The organism is Rhodopirellula bahusiensis, from assembly GCF_002727185.1.
Classification (GTDB): Bacteria; Planctomycetota; Planctomycetia; order Pirellulales; family Pirellulaceae; genus Rhodopirellula; species Rhodopirellula bahusiensis.
The window spans coordinates 1-19,900 of the sequence record NZ_NIZW01000048.1 but is presented as its reverse complement, the minus strand read 5'-3'; the positions used below and the strand labels follow the sequence as shown (position 1 = coordinate 19,900).

The 19,900-nt window shown below is 52.2% G+C and carries 19 protein-coding genes; 10 read left to right on the top strand and 9 right to left on the bottom strand.

Annotated elements, in window-relative coordinates:
- Positions 1-480 precede the first annotated feature (480 nt).
- The 3 genes from CEE69_RS31060 (at position 481) to CEE69_RS31050 (ending at position 3,913) form a co-directional block, all read left to right on the top strand.
- Entirely contained in the window at positions 481-861 is a 381-nt protein-coding gene (locus CEE69_RS31060; RefSeq protein WP_099264388.1) for a plasmid mobilization protein, read from the top strand.
- Positions 851-2,245: a relaxase/mobilization nuclease domain-containing protein gene (locus CEE69_RS31055; protein WP_099264387.1), complete on the top strand. Its 1,395-nt coding sequence runs from the start codon at positions 851-853 to the stop codon at positions 2,243-2,245. Before CEE69_RS31060 ends, CEE69_RS31055 begins: the two co-directional genes overlap by 11 nt.
- A 96-nt stretch (positions 2,246-2,341) precedes the next feature.
- Positions 2,342-3,913: a type IV secretory system conjugative DNA transfer family protein gene (locus tag CEE69_RS31050; RefSeq protein WP_099264386.1), complete on the top strand. Its 1,572-nt coding sequence runs from the start codon at positions 2,342-2,344 to the stop codon at positions 3,911-3,913.
- Here the strand turns inward: CEE69_RS31050 and CEE69_RS31045 are convergent.
- Positions 3,910-4,413, bottom strand: coding sequence for a hypothetical protein (locus CEE69_RS31045; protein WP_143549391.1), 504 nt, complete (start codon positions 4,411-4,413; stop codon positions 3,910-3,912). The two genes, CEE69_RS31050 and CEE69_RS31045, sit on opposite strands and share 4 nt — an antisense overlap.
- Before the next feature lie 128 nt (positions 4,414-4,541).
- Here CEE69_RS31045 and CEE69_RS31040 point away from each other — a divergent pair, with 128 nt between their 5' ends.
- Both CEE69_RS31040 and CEE69_RS31035 read left to right on the top strand, forming a co-directional pair.
- On the top strand, positions 4,542-4,976 hold the full coding sequence (locus tag CEE69_RS31040; RefSeq protein WP_143549390.1) for a hypothetical protein: 435 nt from the start codon (positions 4,542-4,544) through the stop codon (positions 4,974-4,976).
- A 122-nt stretch (positions 4,977-5,098) separates the two neighbouring features.
- The gene (locus CEE69_RS31035) at positions 5,099-5,515 is read left to right on the top strand and encodes a hypothetical protein (protein ID WP_158231111.1); all 417 of its coding nucleotides are present in this window, start codon (positions 5,099-5,101) and stop codon (positions 5,513-5,515) included.
- On the opposite strand, the gene CEE69_RS31030 is transcribed toward CEE69_RS31035, so the two are convergent.
- Genes CEE69_RS31030 through CEE69_RS31015 form a run of 4 tightly spaced genes read right to left on the bottom strand, consistent with a single transcriptional unit; the run spans position 5,512 to position 11,828 of the window.
- Positions 5,512-8,565 carry a hypothetical protein gene (locus CEE69_RS31030; RefSeq protein WP_099264382.1) on the bottom strand — a complete coding sequence of 1,018 codons (3,054 nt, stop codon included), beginning with the start codon at positions 8,563-8,565 and terminating at the stop codon, positions 5,512-5,514. The genes CEE69_RS31035 and CEE69_RS31030 overlap by 4 nt on opposite strands.
- Before the next feature lie 19 nt (positions 8,566-8,584).
- Positions 8,585-9,229, bottom strand: a complete 645-nt coding sequence (locus CEE69_RS31025; protein WP_099264381.1) for a hypothetical protein — start codon at positions 9,227-9,229, stop codon at positions 8,585-8,587.
- Positions 9,226-10,932, bottom strand: a complete 1,707-nt coding sequence (locus tag CEE69_RS31020) for a hypothetical protein (RefSeq protein ID WP_143549389.1) — start codon at positions 10,930-10,932, stop codon at positions 9,226-9,228. The genes CEE69_RS31025 and CEE69_RS31020 overlap by 4 nt, the downstream gene beginning before the upstream one ends.
- 56 nt (positions 10,933-10,988) lie before the next feature.
- Positions 10,989-11,828 (bottom strand): formylglycine-generating enzyme family protein, encoded by an 840-nt coding sequence (locus tag CEE69_RS31015; protein ID WP_158231110.1) that lies wholly within the window; start codon positions 11,826-11,828, stop codon positions 10,989-10,991.
- Between the two features lie 258 nt (positions 11,829-12,086).
- On the opposite strand from CEE69_RS31015, the gene CEE69_RS31010 reads away from it, so the two are divergent.
- On the top strand, positions 12,087-13,100 hold the full coding sequence (locus CEE69_RS31010) for a DUF3991 and TOPRIM domain-containing protein (protein WP_158231109.1): 1,014 nt from the start codon (positions 12,087-12,089) through the stop codon (positions 13,098-13,100).
- Between the two features lie 490 nt (positions 13,101-13,590).
- On the opposite strand, the gene CEE69_RS31005 is transcribed toward CEE69_RS31010, so the two are convergent.
- Genes CEE69_RS31005 through CEE69_RS30995 form a run of 3 tightly spaced genes read right to left on the bottom strand, consistent with a single transcriptional unit; the run spans position 13,591 to position 14,686 of the window.
- Complete coding sequence (locus CEE69_RS31005; protein ID WP_199170001.1) at positions 13,591-13,974, bottom strand: helix-turn-helix domain-containing transcriptional regulator; 384 nt, start codon at positions 13,972-13,974, stop codon at positions 13,591-13,593.
- A complete protein-coding gene (locus tag CEE69_RS31000) occupies positions 13,971-14,438 on the bottom strand; it encodes a type II toxin-antitoxin system VapC family toxin (protein WP_099264377.1) in 468 nt (155 codons plus the stop codon). Before CEE69_RS31000 ends, CEE69_RS31005 begins: the two co-directional genes overlap by 4 nt.
- A complete protein-coding gene (locus tag CEE69_RS30995) occupies positions 14,438-14,686 on the bottom strand; it encodes a hypothetical protein (protein ID WP_099264376.1) in 249 nt (82 codons plus the stop codon). The genes CEE69_RS31000 and CEE69_RS30995 overlap by 1 nt, the downstream gene beginning before the upstream one ends.
- Positions 14,687-15,667: 981 nt before the next feature.
- On the opposite strand from CEE69_RS30995, the gene CEE69_RS30990 reads away from it, so the two are divergent.
- From CEE69_RS30990 to CEE69_RS30975, 4 genes are all read left to right on the top strand, one after another.
- Complete coding sequence (locus tag CEE69_RS30990) at positions 15,668-17,164, top strand: replication initiator protein A (protein WP_099264375.1); 1,497 nt, start codon at positions 15,668-15,670, stop codon at positions 17,162-17,164.
- 316 nt (positions 17,165-17,480) lie between these two features.
- Complete coding sequence (locus tag CEE69_RS30985; RefSeq protein ID WP_099264374.1) at positions 17,481-18,293, top strand: ParA family protein; 813 nt, start codon at positions 17,481-17,483, stop codon at positions 18,291-18,293.
- Entirely contained in the window at positions 18,293-19,186 is an 894-nt protein-coding gene (locus CEE69_RS30980; protein ID WP_099264373.1) for a ParB/RepB/Spo0J family partition protein, read from the top strand. The genes CEE69_RS30985 and CEE69_RS30980 overlap by 1 nt, the downstream gene beginning before the upstream one ends.
- Before the next feature lie 29 nt (positions 19,187-19,215).
- Positions 19,216-19,428 carry a hypothetical protein gene (locus tag CEE69_RS30975; protein ID WP_143549388.1) on the top strand — a complete coding sequence of 71 codons (213 nt, stop codon included), beginning with the start codon at positions 19,216-19,218 and terminating at the stop codon, positions 19,426-19,428.
- 4 nt (positions 19,429-19,432) lie between these two features.
- On the opposite strand, the gene CEE69_RS32275 is transcribed toward CEE69_RS30975, so the two are convergent.
- Positions 19,433-19,726: a hypothetical protein gene (locus tag CEE69_RS32275; protein WP_143549387.1), complete on the bottom strand. Its 294-nt coding sequence runs from the start codon at positions 19,724-19,726 to the stop codon at positions 19,433-19,435.
- Between the last annotated feature and the right edge of the window lie 174 nt (positions 19,727-19,900).

The following is a 19,900-nucleotide window of genomic DNA, read 5'->3' as shown; positions in this document are numbered from 1 at the left end:
ACTTCGAATTCCGAAAGTCCCAAGTGTCCATCATGCTTGGGGCTCTTTTTGCGCTCGAAGCGTAGGGGGTGCATTTGCGGTTCATTGGAGAGGCACGAGAGAAGGGATGATGCGGTGGAGATTCATGGGAAGAGGCGTTTTTTGTTGCATATGGAAAAGAGTTCTGATAAATCAACGTAGATAAACGTATAGCCAGATGTGTTTTTGCGACTCAGAAACACCGCTTCGCGGTAATTCCTGACCCCCAAAAACCCTTATCTGGCAAACCTACGCGGTTTGATCGCGTCGCCGTCAGCATTCCCCATGCTGCTGAACGGCCTACGATGAACCGTGTCATGACACGTCATGTCGGTGCATCGCAGAACAGGGCATTTCTAGCCCTGTATCGCTCCGCTTGGCCATCGTTTCGACGATGGAACACGACCAAGGAACGTCCTTGGATGCGGGGCGGCTTAGCGGTGGGGGCAAGAGGGAAAGGAAATGGCTAGACCGAAGAAACACGCTTTAGAACGTCGCACGGAAGAGGTGAACACACGGTTCACTCTTCTCGAGCTTGATCACATTCAAAACGAAGCAAAGAAAGCCGGGCTATCGCGTGCCGCCTTTATTCGCAAACGATCCCTCAGCGAACGGATCGTTGCCCCGCAAGTACGAGGTGTTGATCCGGCAGCGATCATGAAGCTCGACAAGCTCATTCAGGAGATCAACGCGATCGGCGTCAACGTGAACCAAATCGCACTTGCCGCCAATACGGATCGGCGAGTTCCGCTTGGTTCTGAGCACGTGGCCGATGCGTTGGACGCAATGCGTCAAAAGGTCGAAACCACGCTCGATGAATTGGTGAGCGGTGATGGTTCCTAAAATTCATGCTAAAGGAAGCGGCTTCGGGGGTATCACCCAATACGTGCTTCACGACAAAGACGCCAAAACGTCGGAACGCGTCGAGTGGACAGAAACGGTTAACTTGGGCACAAAAAACCCTGAAACCGCATCACGTGTGATGATGGCTACCTCAATGGATCAGGACAGGCTTAAGAAGGAAGCCGGAGTGAAAGCCACAGGCCGCAAATCCAAAGACCACGTTTTGCATGTCACGCTCTCGTGGCATGCGGATGAGCGGGAGGGTCTCAGCAAAGAGGAACAAATCAAGGCGGCAAAATGGTTCATGCGTGAGATCAAAGCGAGTGACCGACAAGCTCTGATCGTCAGCCATAAAGATGAACCGCAGCCGCATGTTCACCTCGTAATCAATCGGGTATCGCCGAAGGATGGCAAAATTCTGCCGTCCAGTTTCGAGCGTTTGAACGCCTCGAAATGGGCGGAAAAGTACGAGCGAGAACGTGGGAAAATTCTTTGCCACAATCGTGTGATCAACAACGCCGCCAGAAAACGCGGCGAATACGTCAGGGGTGAAAAAGACTTGCCTCGTCCGCTCTATGAGCAGACAGCGTCCGTCGCCAACGACAACACGAAGAAAGCTGCTTTGCTGGCCGAGCAACGCAAAAAGGCAGCAGCGATCGCCAAGGAGCAGCGAGAAACCAAGACGCGGCACCGCAAAGAGTGGCAGCAGATGGAGGCGGCCGCAAAAACGGAACGTCGAAAACTCCGGCAACGGACCAAAGCAGACGCCGCAAAGGCAGTTCAGCGGGTACGGGATTCGTATCGCGAGAAGTGGGCACAACAGCACCATGAAAAGGAAGCTGCCAAAGCGAAGTTTGACGCGAACGAGAAGACGTTACGTGGACGGATTGAAAACGCTCGCAAACTGGTTGCATGGCGTGACGTCCTTCGCCGAAAGACGGAGACGCAGCGAGCCACAACAATCGGAGCGACGTTTCGGGTTTTGGCAAGCGAAGGGGCGAGGAGGGAAGCCCTCTCGCGTCAGTACAAGGCGAAAGAAGCGACTTTGAATCGTCAGCAAAAGGCTGAGGAAAAAGCCGCCGCTGAAAAGATCAAATCTCAGCTTGCCGAAAAGCAGGCGGATCAACGCCGGGCATACGAACAAAAACGAAACGCCACGATCATGAAGCACAGGCTGGAAACCGCAAAGTTGAAAACCAAGTGGAAGGCTCACGAGGCTAAGCAGCAAGCCGACTGGCAGAAGCTTGCGAAAGAACACCCTAGGTTGAATCAATCCAACGAGAACCCTAGGGGGTTTCCTCCGAATCAAGATCCAGGCGAGTTGCGAAAGGTGTTCAATCGGTCAAAACGTAGACGATCCAGAGACGAAGGTATGTCGTTGTAGAATGGCTGACGCTGCTATGATCTCTAGCTCCGTTGCCTGCACCGAGTAGTTTTCCCCGACACTTGGTGGAACAAACTGATTTGAAACCCTTCGATCATGCCAAACGACGACTTTGATCTCTTTGTTGATGTGCCTCGCGGCAGGCCGGATACGCCCGGCATTGGCGACCTTCCGAAGGTAGCATTTGCAAGCCGTGATGACATCCGACGCGAACTATCGTTTGCGAAGGGCAAGATATTCTATGGAGCGATCGATGCTTGGATGGTGTCGTCCGGAGTGAACATGGCGGGGACGCCTATGCGGCACGCGAAAGCGTCGAAGCACAACTTTGTGGGGCATGTTGATGATCGGCATGTTTTTACCGTTGCGGGGAGTCGCTCTGGCAAAGGTAGAGCGGTTTTGATCCCAAACATGTTGCTGTGGCCTCACTCCGTGATATCGATCGATCCAAAGGGAGAACTCGCCTCGGAAACTGCATCTCATCGGCATCGGCACCATGGTCACAAAGTGGTTGTCCTTGATCCATTTCGAGTGAGCGATGTCGACGATGCGCTTCGGGGTGGGTTCAATCCACTGCGTGGTTGTACAGAAGAGAACCTGATTGAGCTTTCGATGCTGATAGCGGACGCACTTGTTGTGACGGATCCTGGCTCGAAAGATCCACATTGGACTGAGGCCGCCAAAGGGATTTTGCGGGGGCTTATTGGCCATGTCGCAACGGCAGACCAATTTGCCGGCGACCGAAACCTCGGGAAGATCCGCGAAATTGCCTGCAGCATGGAGTCAAGCACGGAAGACGAATCCGGAAATCGCATTCCAGGTGCTGTCGAAACAGGAATGATGCAAAACGATCGTGGCGAAGGCTTCATTCAACGTTCTGCTTCAGATTTTTTCAGTAAGCCATCCAACGAGCGTGGATCGGTTTTGTCCAACCTGAACCGCAATTTGATGTTCTTGGATCTACCTCCAATCCGCCGCAGTCTCGAACGGTCAAGCTTTGCACTGAGTGACCTCAAGACAGAAAATACGTCGGTCTATCTTTGCCTTCCCGCGCGTCACATGGGTACTTGCGGGCGTTGGCTACGCATGTTGGTCAATCTGACAATTCAAAGCATGGAGTCGACAAGTCGTTCGAAGAAAATGGACGGCCCCGTCCTGATGGCTCTCGATGAAATGGCCACACTTGGGCACATGCAATCCATTCTCGATGCTGCAGGGCAAATGGCTGGGTTCGGCCTCAAGCTGTGGGCATTCTGGCAAGATCTTACGCAAGCAAAGGAAATCTACGGTGAGCGTTGGGAGACGTTCATAGCCAATGCAGGCGTCATGCAGTGTTTTGGGAACACCGACCCAACAACAGCTGAGTGGATTTCCAAACGCCTTGGTCAAGGTAGCGTGAGAGTCAAAGAACCAAGGCAGATGAACGCCAGACAGGCAGCGACAGATCCGTTTTCAGCAAACCGAAAAACGGAGATGAGCGATCTTCTTGCTCCACATGAGGTGGCGAGGTTGTTTGCGCGGGAAGATCAGCTTCATCGACAATTGCTGTTTGTTTCGGGAATGAGCCCGGTCATTATTCAAAAAGTCTTCTACGACACGCACGAGAAGGAAATGAGGGGCGAGCCGTTGCTCTCGTCGCAGGACCTGAGCGATGCGCTCGATGATTAGACACTGTCCAGTGTAGCCCCATCGTGCAATGCGACAAAAAACGCGACCCGAACGCGGGCGGCAACGCTCGTTAGACGGTTGCCTTCGAATTTCATCAAAACACGTTGGTTGCAACCGTCGAATCCCCACTGGACCATCAAATACGCGAGGTCTGCTTGTTCTGGGTCTTGCTCCACCGTAACACCGAGATCGTCTGGACCGTTGTGATAGAATGAACGGACTACGCAGTAACGGATAATGGTACGAGACACGAACAGCCATCGTGAAACAAATGTCAAACCAGACAGCAGATAGGCAAAAATCGCAGTAATGCAAATGCGAGTCCAGCTGCCGAACATCAGTTGCTCAAACGGAACGCCGATTGCGCGTTCGTAATTCAACATCCAGAGCTTGTACATCGCGACGGCGATCACACCGAACGCGAGAAGCACGCCCCGCTTGTGCCGTTCCCGAAAGATGGGAGAGCAGTAGATGACCCAGTTCCCTCGACCGTTTGTCATGAGTAGCGGCCATGCCCCCAACCCATCATCGACGTGACAGCGGTATCCGAACTGGGAGCCCACTGCCGCAATGACTTTGAAAATGATCGCGTCGTACATGTTTCGCCAACGAACCCGAACCGGACTGTTTGATCAGAAAACGCAGTCTACCTCAACGAAGAGAGGCCATGAGCACCCCGACAGAAGATGACGAAAAACGACCCAAAACCGAAGATAAACGCGTTCTTAGTGAAACCGAAGTCCAGGACAAACTTGCCCAATTCAAGCAAGATCGGTTGGATGCGATTCAACAAGAGAATGAGGAGCATGAACAAAAACTTGCCGATGAGATCGCCGAACGCGGTGCTGAACATCCGGATGTTGCATTGATGGAAAAGAACCATGCCAAACGCGTGGCTAAGATGTGCAACGAATTCGAACCATCAGTCGAGGAGGAGGAGGAGCGTTTAAGGTCCCAAGGTAAAACGGAGGAAGGCGACGAAAAACAATCTGGTGAGCAGCAGGAAACGTCGGCCCATCAGTTGACACCACCTCGCAAGAAGGGGCATACGCTTGAGATGTAGGACACAAGTTTGACACGATCACCGTGTTCATGAGATCATGAATCATGAAAGAGCTAGAAAAGACTTCAGCGGATCCTGAACGGTTTAGATATTTGGACCCGCGCTTCGCTTTCCAGCCCAAAATGGACATGCTTCTGCGGTCGACGGGTTTGCAATGTGCTTTCTCGCTTGCCATTACGCCAGTGCTGAGAGCAATCGCCGACACCCTCACCAAAGATGAGCTCACCTACTATTGGTCGTGGGTCGATCCAAACAACGTCTTTCACTTCGAAATCTGCGGTGGTAAGACCCTGCGGGACAAGGCAGTTGTCATTGTGACACGAGGTCCAGGTCGCCAATTTGTACTAGAGATGAAACTCGCTCATTCCCTTCGCGAAATGCGACTCGTCAATGTCGAGGGAAACATCACGCGCAGTGGTTGGAATTTCGAATTGCCCAGTTACCATCCGTCGATCGAAGACGTGAATGCAGAAGCAGCAATCGAAATGTCCGCACTTCGGATGCTCTTTGATCAGCACCAAAGTATCGGTTGCACCTAGGGCCTTCCCTGGAGCTTCTTGGATTCTGCGGCGAACGTCTGGTAGACGAGTACATTGGCTCCCGTGCGATGTCGCGTGCTGCCTAAAATCAAACTCGCGCAAAGACCGGTTCGCGTTTTGGGGTTTGACATCAGCCTTTTGGCGGTGCGAATGCTCGCTTCTTCAATCTGCGAGTCTGACATCCAATCAGGGATAATCGCTCCTGCGTTCCAGCATGTTTCATAGATCCAGATCTGCACCTTGCTCTCCTCCACGCAGGAAGCAAGCTTGTCACGCACTGGCGTCTCAAAACGCATGTCTTGGAGCAACCGTGCTTCTTTACCTTCGCTAACCATCTCTTCGATAACCGGAGCTACGAGATCCGCATATTTCCTGGTGTTTAGGATATCGCACAACCCGGCACGCCTTTTGATAGCAAAATCCAAGGTTTCTCGAACCGCGCCGTTGTAGTCGCTCAAGACTTGTTCGTCGGTCTCAAAAGCTAATTCCGGGAAGGATATGTCACTTTGGGAAACGCGGAAACGTGTAGGAGACAGGGATGTGTTCCACGCGGCAAGCGGGTTTTGGTCGACACCAAGATCGATCGGATTACCCAACCTCATCACATCGACCGCGGTTGCTAACACGTCAATGTCCTCAACGCTTCCAGTCGATGTGTCGACTTTTTTCCAGCCATCGAGATTCATGAGCGCCGTTTTTCCATCCTGCAACATGACGATGGCTGGTTCTTCGGTTTGCGTGCTGATGCGTCTAGAAATGGCTCTATCTATGAAATAGAGGTGTAGCCCGACTTCGCTGATACCTCCTGATTTGACGACGTAAAGGAACGCATTGTCGTTGATCCATGTCGCCGTAGAAGCAAACTTCGGTAGTAATTTGGTCGAATCAGTCGAGATGTCGACGATTACAAAATCTTTTGAGCCGCTCTTAGGATCGGAGAATACGCTCTTGGATACGCTCTGCCAGTGTTTCCCGATAGTGACGGCGCACACAACCTTCGAGCCAAAAACCTTGGCGATCCAAAGTTCTTCGCCAAAGTTGTCTCGAGTGGGATTGCTTGGTCCCAATCCACAAAAAAGCGTTTTAGTCCTCAAGGTTGGCAGATGGACCGCCAGCAAGCGATGTCCGTGGGTGACAGCTAGAAAAACGTCGTTTCCAATGACAGCGGTTTTTCGGTTGTCTATCCACTTCACGGGGCGATCTGTGTCTCTCAATGGTTCCGACAGCGATTCCAGGATCGGTAAAGCCCTTGAAGGTGCATTGTTTGACACTGCTGGGTGCGAAAACAATTCGTAGTTGGGGATCGCACGTGCTTCACCTGTATCCAATTCGGTGAACCGAATTTCTTTCGGGTTGATCTCCACCATCAGAGTATCCGTCAACTGTAGAGTGGTGCTTTCATTCTCGATCGGACTCGCTGGAAGCTCCAAAACCTCGTTTGTGCTTAAGTCCACCTGGACGATCGGTTTTTTGTCGTTGGATGGATTTCGGAACGTGAGCACATTCCTGACCCATTTGACAAATTCGAGGCGATCAAACACTCCCACTTCAGTGATCTGATCACCAAGCACAACAGTCTCTTGATTCCAGTCCAAACTGGCGCGGAACAGGTCTCCATCCTGGATACGAAATGCACGTCGATTGTCCCACGATATAGTCACGGAGCCGTCGTCAAACGGCAGTCTTTCCTGGGTGTCCAATATTGGATTCCAGATCTTCCCGTAACGACGAACAGTTCCGATGGTCTTCTCGTCATCGCCACCCGGCGAAAAGAACAAAGCTGAATGCTTGATGGGGCGTATGTCTTGCTGCGGGAAATAGACGGGGGCGATGGTTTCCCACGTTCGCGAGTCGACTAGCACCTTTTCGAAATCCCGCGATGTTTTGTCAGCTGGAACCTTTTTGACCAAAACCAAATGCTCAGGGTTCTCTGTCGCCGTCCGTATACGTTCTTGCAAGCCTTCAATCCGCTCTCGCTCTGCCTCGATCGCTTGGCGTTTTCGTTCAGCTTCCTCCCTTTCGAGCCGTTCTTTTCGCTCCTGTTTGGCTTTTTCTTCGGCAAGCCGCTTTTGCTCTGCCAGTATGGCTTGCCGCTCCCTCTCTTCTTCTTGCCTCTGCTTTTCAGCTTCAGCGGCCGCTTGACGCTCCCTCTCCTGTTTAGCAATCAGATCTGATCGTTCTTGAAAATCGTCAGCGACAAGTCCGGTGGCTCGCTCCACTTCATCAATCTCGCCATTGTCCGCACCCAATGGGAGGGAGTTCCACGCGGTGGATATAGTCCCTGTTCCGCTACCACTAAACCACCAAAGTGCTGCAACGATCACGACTGCAGCCGCGATCATTGCCCGTTTTTTGTCTTTGGGACGTGCATCAAGGCTGCCCTGCAATCGGTCGATCTCGTCACCAATTGCAGCGGCTGCCGTGACTTCGGTTGCTATTGAAGGGTTCGATGATTTGTTGGGATCCTGTCTCAGGCTGGCGCCCAGCAGCGAATACTGTTTGGCAATTTTTTGCCGAGTGGCTTCAGCCGAAACCTTCACCTTTGCTTCAGTGCCAAGACGAAGAGCTTTTTCTTTCAGCGTCTCGCTGTCAGATGTCTCTTTGGTTTCTTCGAGCTTTGCAAGATCAGAGCGGAGCTGAAGGATTGTTTGAACGTACGGATTGTCTTTTCCAACAAGTCCGTCTTCTATCGCCTTTCGGCCAATCGCCCTATCTGCTTTCGGCAATGCCACAACCTTCAGCTTCGTAAGACGCGAGCCATCGGCGGCAACGCCTGCAACCGACTGCAAACCCTTCGAGAGCGAAGGCTTTGCCGGCTTCTCCTCCGTTGGAGTAGGCGTGCTGACAGCCTCACTCGTAGTCGTCTCGAAAACGACGACCAATTCAGCGCGTACATAGGTCGCATCGTCGGGACGGCGAATGGGCGTTTCTCGATGGATCTTTCCCTTCCCGGCCAAACGTTGAAGCTTCGACCTTGAGACCGGTCCAAAGTCTCCCTCAATGGTCTTGATCAACCACTTATCCTCAACGGACTTGTTCGCATCGCTCATGATGTCATTGCTCGTTTGATTACGTCCAAGGTAAATACGCTCGCTTCAGCATTGTTCCTAGTCCGGAACCACGTGATGTTCCGTGCCCAGTATCAATAACGACCCATCCACTTTTCAATTCGAGCTGCCAGGTACCGGCAAAAAGGCTCCAGAAGTTGCGTCCTGATGTGATGACGAATTCACTACCTGCCCCAAAACAAACGATTGACCGCGGATCAAATGACTCCTCACCAACGCTACTCTCAGTCAGCACTTTTGTGCTGCGACTTTCGGCCTGAAAGTAGATAGTTCCCGGACCAGACACCGTGTGAACAATAGATTGCCCGACGGAGAAAGCGGTCAACGAAGCCGAGACACGTCCGCCGTCAAACGTCGCACCGATCAGGCCCATGATCTTGGATACACGCGTTCCAACAATCTGCTTGTCTTGAATTTCAACCCGAATCAAACGCTTCCCCTGTGGAGCAGCGATAGTCGCGTTGGTGCCAGCTGGCACTTCTTTCATGAGCAGCTTTCCCGAGAGAAGCCTTGCTACCAAACTTTTCGTTGGTTGCGGGAAGCTGTGCTCAAGACGCTTTCCTGATTGAAGCACTTCTTCGCAGATCCAGCCTTTTTTCTCTTCGCAAACCACAAAGTGATCCTGCGTCTCGACAACAGGTTTCATGCGATCGGTCGGTAAATAATGGGTTCATCTTCGTCAGTTGCGGCCACTCGCAGGAAGATGCTTGCGAACAATCTTGCGAGAAGCAAAATCAAAATGGCCGTTGTCAGCGTCGTCAGAAATGCAAGGAATGACAGCACAGCTTCTCGCCATGGTGACGGTGTTTTCATCGAGAACTCTTTGACGTCCGTCGTCCATTCAACAAACTCGATTTGCGGAACGCCTAGGAAAAATACAATAAACCCATCTTGAAGGGTTGGTTCGCGTGCGACCGGAACAACCCCTTTGATGCCTGGAATATCCAGATCAATTTGGTGAGACAGTCCGGCATCGACCAAAGACATCGCCTTTTGTTGCAGCCAGTGCGTCAACAGGAACCCAGGGGCCATCATTGCCATCGCCAGAACCACTGGCCCCATCGCACGCGAAATGTTCTTCGCTCGGCATGCATTTTGGACCAACGTCACTGATGGTTCATTTCGAAGCGTGAGCCAGGTCCCGAGTGCTCCGCCACTGATGCCAAACGCTACTAGAAAGAGAATGAGTTTTGGCCCCCAGAAAAAGAGCGAGCCTATGCTTGCGGAGTAGGTGAGCAAAACGGTCACCGCGACGACAAATCCGCAGAGCATACCGCCCTTCATAATTTGCCGCTCAGTCAAAGCGTTCGAAGCGTTGCTTATCATTTCCTCTCGTTCCGAAACGGCGGCCCACAAAATACCGCCGTACGAATCCACCACCCACGTTATCAATGTGCTCACGATGAGGATGACGAATATTTTAGGGACGAGCGTTTCGATACTCCATGATCGCATCGACTGGGAGAACGCCGTGTGAAGCAGCAAAATACAAAAACCTGTGATCGTTCCCAGCATCGCTCCTGCTACAAGAACCTTTTTCGAGACCACAATCTGCTGGAATGCTAGTGGCGAGGCTTGCTTGTCCTGCAGAAGCAGCCGCCCCGTCAGAAACGCCATGCTCAGTGCTGCGATGCCAAACACGCTACAGAACAGGGTCATCAACGTAGAACGGGTTGGCATTCCCGGCAAAAGCATCGAGACAGTCACACCGCCGGGATCGCTTACAGTGAGCTGCTTCTCCCCAAGGGTAGCCGCGACCGTTTTGCTTTTTAAATCGATGATTCGCTTGTCCGCGTCAACGAAAAGCTCGTCCACCAGGACTTGATCGCTGAAAACGGCCACAAGCTCATTAGGACTTGCACTGCTGTGAAAGTTTCCATTGGCAAACTCCTTATTCGCGAGCGGCCAAACCTCGTTCATCTGACGTGCATTCGGTATCTCGAAGACGAGTTTGCCACTCTCGAAACCAACGCGGACGACTGTGTACCGACCCGCAGCGACGTCGCCAAACTCAAAGAAATGAAATCGTTGTCCGCCGAGCTTGTAGAGATAGGATCCGCCTTGCATAGGTTGGGACGCCTCCGCTTCGGGATCGTTTGATTTTTCAGTGAAGAAAAATTCCCTTCGCCCAGATTTGTCCGGCTTCGAGAAAAAAAAGGCACTCGAATTTTCAAAGCCCTTGGATGTCGTCTGGTTCGTCGTAATTGTGCCAACGAAATATTGGGAAAAATCTAAGTTGGTATCAGGCGGACGGTGATCAAACGTAACCGTATTGCAACCTCCGAAGCCAAACAAACAGATCGTCAGAACTCCGATCCGAAAAAGATGTGCGCCGTCCGTCGTCGACATCCAAGCTTTCCGATCAGCGTCACGAAACGCTCGTGAGATGGAAACAACAGACACAGTTACTTCGCAGGTCCGGTGACCGCTGATTCGACTGACATCGCCACGCGAAATCCAATGGTCGAGTGCCGCGTATAGGGTGCCCTGGAAGACCGACTCGCGCTTCGGTGATGAACAAATTCGTCAGTGATACTTCCGCCGCGTATGACGTGCTCTTTCTCGAATTCCGCTCCTTGTGGATCATACTTTGGCGATTCCTCGTAGTACTCGGCAAGGTATTTGTCAGAACACCATTCCCAAACATTCCCGTGCATGTCAAATAAGCCGTAACGATTCGGTTTGAACTGGGCCACTTCGCGTGCGACGTAGCTGTTTTCGAGATTGTCGTATGCACTGGTGGACTTCATCCGTTCCTTACACCATGTGTTCTTCCAAGGATACCTACGGTCCAAAACATGGTTGTAGGCAGCCTTGAAGCCGCCGCGACAGGCGTACTCCCATTCGGCTTCAGTTGGCAGTCGATAGGTCTTTCCTTCCTTTTTCGAAAGAGCCTCGCAAAATGCAACCGCCTGATGCCAGCTAATGTTTACAGCGGGAACGTCGTCACCGGGATTGATGTAGTTGGAACGACTACCACCTCTCAAGAACCACGTTTCTTCTCCCATCACTGCAATCCACTGCTTTTGCGTGACCTCGGTTGTGGACATGTAGAACGTTTGCGTCAATTGCACGTCGTGTTGAAGTTCGTCCTTGTCACGCCCTTTTTCGTCGAGTGGCGACCCCATCTCGAATAGACCAGGCTTGACTAGGACCATGGTCTGCCCAATACCGTTGTCGAATTTGTCGATCAACTCTTCTTGTCCATGCACAGTCGCCAACGATAGCGAACAAATAAGAGCCACTGATGGAATGAATATCTTCTGCATAACGACTGCCCTGTGCCCCTGTTCGTGTTTGAAACTACTTCGCTAGATCGCTATTTTGTCACGCGACCACCAAAACTCCCAGATTACCAGTTCAAGCCCCCCCCCAAAACCGCATTCAAGCAACCACTACGTGCAATTCCGGGAAAACTCTCCATGGTTTTGTTCCGGTGCTCGGCACGTTCTCGTCGCCTGAAATTCTTGCAGAATACTCATTCGCGTGCGATAAACACGGTCATGGATCGTGAGACTGAACTTGATCGCTTCAAACGCGATATCGCCCTGCCCGTCTTTTGTGCGGGTGAGTTCGGCTATCGGGTTGTGCCCAAAAAGACCTCGCCCAATTCATGCTTCATGAAGAACCCTTTGACGGGTTCCAAGATCGCAATTCAACGCAATGCCAAGTCGTTGCACTGGACGTATTGGAGTGCGACCGATCCCGGCGATCGCGGCGGCTCGATCGTCGACCTGGTGCAGCATCGAACGACTGACAATCTCGGCCAGGTGCGAAAACGTTTGCGTCCTTGGGTTGGTGCGTGCCCCTCGTCTTCCCTTCCCATTGCCGATGACGTCCCGCATGACGTGACACCAACGCAACCAGACGTTTTGGAAGTGCGGATGGCTTTCCAAAACGCAGTGCGGCCACTGGCCGCCGGGCAGCATCGCTATCTGAATAACGCTCGGCATTTGACTCCGGAGCTGCTCAGTGCTCCGCCCTTCACTGGTAGCGTTCATTCGGACAAACGCGGCAATGCCGTCTTTGCCCACCGGGATCAAACAGGCGTGACCGGATGGGAGAGCCGAAACGACAAGTGGAAATCGTTCTCCTCGTCCGGGTATAAATCACTTTGGTTTGCATCGCCGCCAGCAAACAAGCGGCTTTGCCTTGTGTTTGCCGAGAGTGCTATCGATGCCATCTCTTACGGCTGCCTGCACCCTCGAGCAGACGCGTGCTATCTCTCAACGGGCGGTCAACTCTCTGAACTACAGCGTGAGCTTGCCAGCTCCGCTATGACCAAATTGCCATCCGGCGGCGAGATAATCATCGCGGCCGACAACGACGCCGGAGGCGAGACGTTCACCAAGAACTTTCGTGACGTGCTGCAGCAAATCGGCCGGGATGACCTGCATTTCAAAGAGCATGCACCGCGATGCGATGGCGTCGTGAAAGACTGGAACGATGTTTTGAAACAAACCCCCTGCAATCTCCTCCTCCATCAAAGCCAATCAAGAGGCTTGGATTTGAATTGATTGTTGGAATGGTGAGCGTTGCTCATGGCTTCGCCAGCCTCAAAAACATTGGGGGCGTGGCTTCGGTGAACCCCCAATGTCTCTGATCTAGTCGAAGCCAAAACCAACTGTCTAGCCGGAACGGCAATTCCGAGGTTGGAAGCAAAAGCAATTTTGGTCTGCTGGGATGCTGAAATTGTCAAAAAACTCCCTTATATTGGGGTGACACCACCCCGCTATCACTACATGTAGTGATAGAAAAGAAGAGTGACAACCACATGTGGTTGGCGACCCCGAAAACATGCTTTTTGCTTCATTGACTTTCGGATCTGAACGCTTATGCATTAGCTGGCGGCGACACGTCTTTTCCTTTTTTTCAAGGAGATGTGTCCATGATCAAGATACCGCCCTCTCATCGCCTACGCCTAACTCGCAAACGGTATTCTCCGTCAAGGCGAAGTATCGTTTCGCTTGAAGTCATCGTCGTTCTCGTCCTGACCAACACCCTCGTCTACGGGTGGTTACTGTGGGCAACGTCGAGTCCACCCTGACCGCTTACGTTGATGGAGCGTGAATTGTCAACGGAGACCACATCGAGTGCTACACCCTCGCGCTTTTGCAAGTAAGCGAAGATGGCGGATAGGTTTTCAGATCGTGGATTGCCGTCCTTGCTCAGCATTCGCATGAGGCTTTGCGGCTTGAATTCACCAAGCCCTTTGGCCAAGCCTTCAAAACCGATCGTTGCGGTGACGTAGTCGCGAAGCGTCAACCGTCCAAGTGCTGCTTCGCCGTTGAGAAAGGCAGCAACGGCAGATCGAAGCATCGACACGCGAAACTCTGGATCGTTGTCTGCCTTCTCTTTGATTGTGTTTTTGAACTCTCTTGTGCGTGTCATTTCTCTTTCCCACTCAGCCCACCATTCACAACATCATCCGGCGTGACGATCCTCAAGTGCGTGAAGCGTTTGAAGTGCTTGTCATTGAAGGTCAGGAGACATGTCAGGCCATGATGATCCATCGCAGCGACCAACCGGGCATCGTGAGCTTGTTTGCCAATCACCTTGAATTGCCCCACGGTTGATTTCCATTTCTGGAAAATTCCTGGCTCGTCGTCCATCAGGTGATTGATTGCAATCAGTTGATCGATGTCGGCGATCGCCCGTGTTCCACTCAGGCCGAGTCCATTGTCTTGGACAGGGCGTGTCACAACGACGTGATACTCGTAGAGGCATTGAGGCACCAAAACCCGCTTATGGCCATCTTTGCTAAGGCGAGCCAACGCATTGAGCGTGAGATCGTGCTTCGGATCACCCGGATTCGCGAGACGTACCAGAATATTCGTGTCGCATAGAACCTGCATCAGATGCGGTCTGGATAGATGCTGTCCCGGCTGTCATCCACAAAGTGGCTGACAGGATCGTGGCTTTGGGCAAATGCCCGCAATGCCTCGATCTGTTGATCAGCATCGACCACGTCATCCGTCTTCGTGACGCTTTCGGCCTTGTCGCGTATTGCTTGCTCGATGAAGGCGGCAACCGAGGTAAAGCCGAGCGTGATCGCCGCTTTTTGAGCGAGCGTTTCTGTTTCGTGTGTTAATTCAATGGTCATGATCGTGTTTCCTCATTCCCCCCAGAGTCTCACAGCATGGGGAAAAAGTCAATCTTTTCCGGGCACAGAACGCGTCTGTGGCTCCTCCAATGCATTCACCCCACTCGGGGTCGAAAATCCCATTCAAGCGCGTCAGCGTCGAGATTTGGGGCAAGCTGGAGGCATCTTCGCCTTGAGCGAGATCATCGATCGAGTATTCAACGTCACCGCGAACCATGCCAGACGTTCTTCAAGGACGACTGGCACGCATGTGACCTTCGTTTTTCAGCATCCCGCCTGCAATCACGTCCTCGTGATTCGGAAGGGCTGCGGGTTCCCAATGCGATGGAAACCCGGCCGAGGGAAGGTTAGACCCACTCAGGAAACCTCGTTTCATGAGTTATCCACATCAAAATGCATCATCCGATCAATGCTTCAAAGCCAAAAGGCGGAACGAAACCGCCCTGCCTACTCACGCTGTCTGAAATTGCGTTTCGCACGGTAAATACCGTTGCTCTGGGGTCACTTTGAAATGGATACCGGAGTGCTGGGGATAGTTTGGAAATCCCTTTTTCGTCGCCGTAATCCACATTATTTCGTTTGCAATTCATTTGCCTGCCATTCGCGTATCCCACGTGAAAACACGTGCAAAACCACGCCATTTGCCGTACTCTCAGCAGTGGCTCAGGGCTTGGTTTTTCAGTCCAGCATTCAGAAAAGGAATACCGGAGTGCTGGGGGTACTTTGAAAAGAATACCGGAGTGCTGGGGGTAGTTTTACCGGAGTTCTAGGGATACTTTCCGGCACCCAATACCGGAGTGCTGGGGGTACTTTCGATCGAAAATACCGGAGTTCTGGGGATACTTCGTCGCCGTAAACCCTTTGTCACCAAAGGCTTGTTTTACTGTAACCTTTGTTATAACCTTTGTTTAAGACTCAACAACTGTTTTCCATGTTGTTGTTTCTTTTGAATTTGGTTTCTAAGAAGGCAGGGACGCTTCGATGGCGACAGCAGTAGCACCAACCAAAGAGGTTGAGAAGTTTGACCGCACGCAAGGGCGGGACGAGCTGAACCTTGCCGAGTTCCCCCTCTTCTATCTTGGTCAACGTGTCCCCAAGGGACTAACGAGCCTCACTTACGAAACCGAGCTTTCAGACACGGTACGAAACCGAACGGTCAATCGAAGATTCGAGATCGTCGCGACTGAAAAGTACGGCTTGCCCACGGTGGTTGATGCAGACGTTTTTTTTGCCCTCATCCTGATCGGCAAGCAAACCCACAATCTGACATCCCAGACGATCTCATTCAGTCGCTATCAACTGTGCGAATTGCTCGGATGGACGCAAAGCGGAGCGAACTACAAACGCATTGAAACAGCTCTCAAGAAATGGGTGTCCACCACGTTATTCTACGATCAGTGGTGGGACAAAGGCGAAGACCGTTTGCGAAAGCTGACGGGCTTTCATCTCTTCTCAAAGCTTGAGCTGAACGACCATTCCGGACGCACCAAGCAATTGGAGCTTCCCCTCTCCTCGTTGCGACTATCGGACGAGCTTTTCCAGAGTGTGACGAGCGGAACAATCAAGCGTCTCAACCTCGCTGATTTCTTCCATTTGCAGCTTCCGATCGCGAAACAACTCTATCGCTTTCTCGACAAGCGGTTCTACCGCAGGAACACCCTCACCTTCGATTTGCAAACGCTCGCGTTCGAGCACGTTGGGATGAGCCGCAACTACGCACCATCCAAGATCAAAGACAAGATGAAGCCAGCCATCAAGGAGCTGGTTGACCTCGGGTTCATCGAAGACGCTTCCCCGGAGGAGCGTTTCACCAAACGCGGGCACGGCGTGTACGACATTCATTTTAGGAAGGTCGGCGGCGAAACGATTGGTGTCTTGCCGTTGCCCGGCTCCAAAGCAGAACGCAGTGAAAATCGCCAGCTTGTCAAAGCGTTGGTTGATCACGGCGTCACCGCATCGACCGCCCGTGAGTTGGTCGAAAACCCTGACATCGAAAACGATCACATTCGGCTGCAAATCGAGGTGCTCGAATGGAAGATTGCAGACCCGGGCGAAAACCCGCCAAGTCGGCCGGGTGGATACTTGCGAAAAGCCATCACGGAAAGCTACGACCCGCCAAAGAATTTCAAGCCAAAGCAAGAGCGTGAAGCAGAGGCAAAACGCGTCATGCAGGCGATGAAGGAACGCAAAGAAGCGAAGGCACAACGCGACAAAGCAGAACAAGATCGCCTTGACGCCGAGGCCAAAGCCAAGGCGAAACAACAGGCTCGCGTGAACGCGTACCTCGCTAAGTTGTCAGCCAATGATCGCGAGACCTTGATTGATCAAGCGATCGCAGATGCTCCCGAAGGCATGTTCAAAAGCTATGCCGTTGCTTACCGGAGAAATCCGAAGGTCGGGGCGATCAAAAAGGTTGGATACGACGCGATCATTGAAGCACACGTTTTGCGTCTTCTTAGCACGTCCGACGAGGCGTGAGCGTGCCTAGCGGCCAGTGGCCGCTAGAGCGTTCTATCAACAGGCTTATCCCCAACGGCCAGTGGCCGCCGACGATTTTTCTTGCCATCGACGTCCTCCGCATGGCATCTTGAATTTACGTCTAAGTGATTCGGCCGTTTCGGCCATCATCGTCACTGACACCGTAAATAACGGGGTTTTTTGAATGGCGGCCAGTGGCCGCTGACCAGTCAAACGCCCTGCGTAAACTGTAACGGCCAGTGGCCGCTAAGTGATCCGCCTGCCCTCTTGTGGCCGATCACTCAGCTATCACCAGCCCAATCACGGAGGACATCCAATGGCTAAAACTATCTGCGTTTTCACCAACAAGGGAGGAACCGGAAAGACGACCACCGTCACGAATATCGGTTACGTGTTTGCAAGCCAAGGAGCGAAGGTTCTCTTGGTCGATCTTGACCCGCAAAGCTCGCTTTCCAAATTCTTTCTTGGTTCAGAAGCTGTCCATGATCTTCACCGATCCCAAACCGTCGCCGCCCTGTTTGATGACACGTGTGAACCGACCTTGAAAGACCTGGTTCATCCAACAGCATTCGACAATCTGTTTCTCACGCCAGCCTCAGAGCACTTGAAGAAACACAACCACCCTGAACCGCACAAGCTTGGACAACTGCAGTTTTCACTTCAAGACTTCGTTGCTGAAGCGTCAGAGCATTTTGATTTCGTCATTTTGGACTGTCCGCCGGACGTTTCCAACATGCCGACATGGGCGAGTTTGCTCGCTGTTCAGTTCGCCGTTTCGCCAATCCTGCCAGAGCGTTTCAGCATGCAGGCAATCGCAGGCGTAGACAAGCAACTTGCAGCCGCCCGCGAAGTCAACAATCGTTTGACGTTCCTTGGTTACTTCCTAAGCCAACGACGCTCGCGGATTAGCCTTCACGATGCGATCGAAGACAATCTTCGCGGGCTTCAACGCGACCGCGTTTTTGACACAGTCGTTCCGCAAACGATTGCGATCAGCGAAGCCCAGCAAATGGGCAAGCCCATCACCAACTACGACAACAGCACACCCGCCGCAAAAGTCACCGTGCAACTCGCCGCCGAACTCTTGGGACGGATCGCCAACATCAGCCAGCAAAGGAGAGCAGCATAATGTCCAAAGCAGACAGTTTTACGTTCGATAACTCAGACTTCAGAGCACCCACGATGGGACAGGACGCCGCCTTTGAAATTGAACCTCGCGCGGTTGGCAAACGCCGCATGATGAATGTTGCCAAGATTGATCTCAATCGCATCGTCTCGCGTCCACAGGTTCGCGAAACATTCGATGAAGGTGAATTGCAGGAGCTAGCCGATAGCTTGGCAAGCAAGGGTCAACAGCAACCAATCCGCGTTTGGTGGGACGCCAATGAAGGCGGGGATGGACGCTACATCATTTTGATGGGCGAGCGTCGTTACCGCGCCGCGAAGATGGCGGGCTTCGCTGAACTTGAAGCGGTCATTCATGAAGGGGCATTGACTGACGCAGATATCACCGAGCTACAGCTCATTGAAAACCTGATCCGAGCGGATCTCAATCCGGTTGAAGAAGCGCGAGCATTCAGAAAAATTATGGATGATCGCGCCGCCGCCGGATTGCCCGCAACCGCCAAAGATATCGCCAAAGAAATCGGCTTAAGTGACACCAAGGTTCAGCGATCGGTGAAGCTTCTCAAATTGCCCGCCGCCATTCTTGAAGATGTGGCAACGGGCGACATTCCCCCAAGCCTTATTCGGCAAATGTGGCGTCTGCCAAATGAAGCCGAACAGGCAGAATTGATCGAACGCTACAAAGCAGGGGAGAGCTTCGGCGCCGTTTCGGAAACCGTCAAAATCAAAACAACGGGCAGAGCTTCCAACGCCCCTCGCACCAAGAAGTCAGTCACGATTGACGGCATCAAAATTGAAGTGACTGCCAAAAAGAAGGTGACGCAGGCTGAAATCGCTACTGCGATGAAGCAGTGGATCAAGCAGATTTCTAATGACGGTCGGAGCAAAGCTGCTTGATCAAGAACCACAAAACAAGGAGCAAAGGAATGCTACAAGAACTTTTTGAAAACGTCAGTATCGAAGGGCTGGTCCTGGGGACGGCAAGCGTCGTCGTCGGCGGCTATCTTTGTTACATCGATGGAAAAGCAGCCGACAACTCGATCGAGACCATAGAAGAGACCTACCTCGTTCCAGTGCAACGCAACGACGATGATAGGCGTGGAACAGATAACATCTGGTCGACGCCGAGTCGGAACTAATGCGTTAAGCCGTTATGGGGACCGATGAGCCTTTTTCTGATTTCCCACTTCCCGAACTAAAAAGGCTTTGCGGTTGATGTTCTTCAGTCGTACTAACCAACGGGCAATCAGTGCTCACGTCCGATTCTTTCTGATCGGTGATTGGGAGCGATGACTGCTGACCATGCTCTTCAAGAACATGGTCAAGGCCGTACCGTCCGAAGATTCTTGGAAGCACGAAGCGGTTGGTGATCCAGTCGAGAACTAAGGCACCGAAAACGCCGACGACTGTGGCGCCCAAAATCTGTACTGCAAGCATCCTATTCTCCTAATCCGTGGTAAATGACAGTAGGTCAATTGGGATTTTTCCAACGACTTGCTGACGTTTTCGAGCATGGTCAATTGAACGGAACACCTTAATAGCGGCCATTGCAAGCGTCAGTACACTCAGGCCAAAAAGAACCGTTTCCTTGAATGAAAACGCGTTGATGTT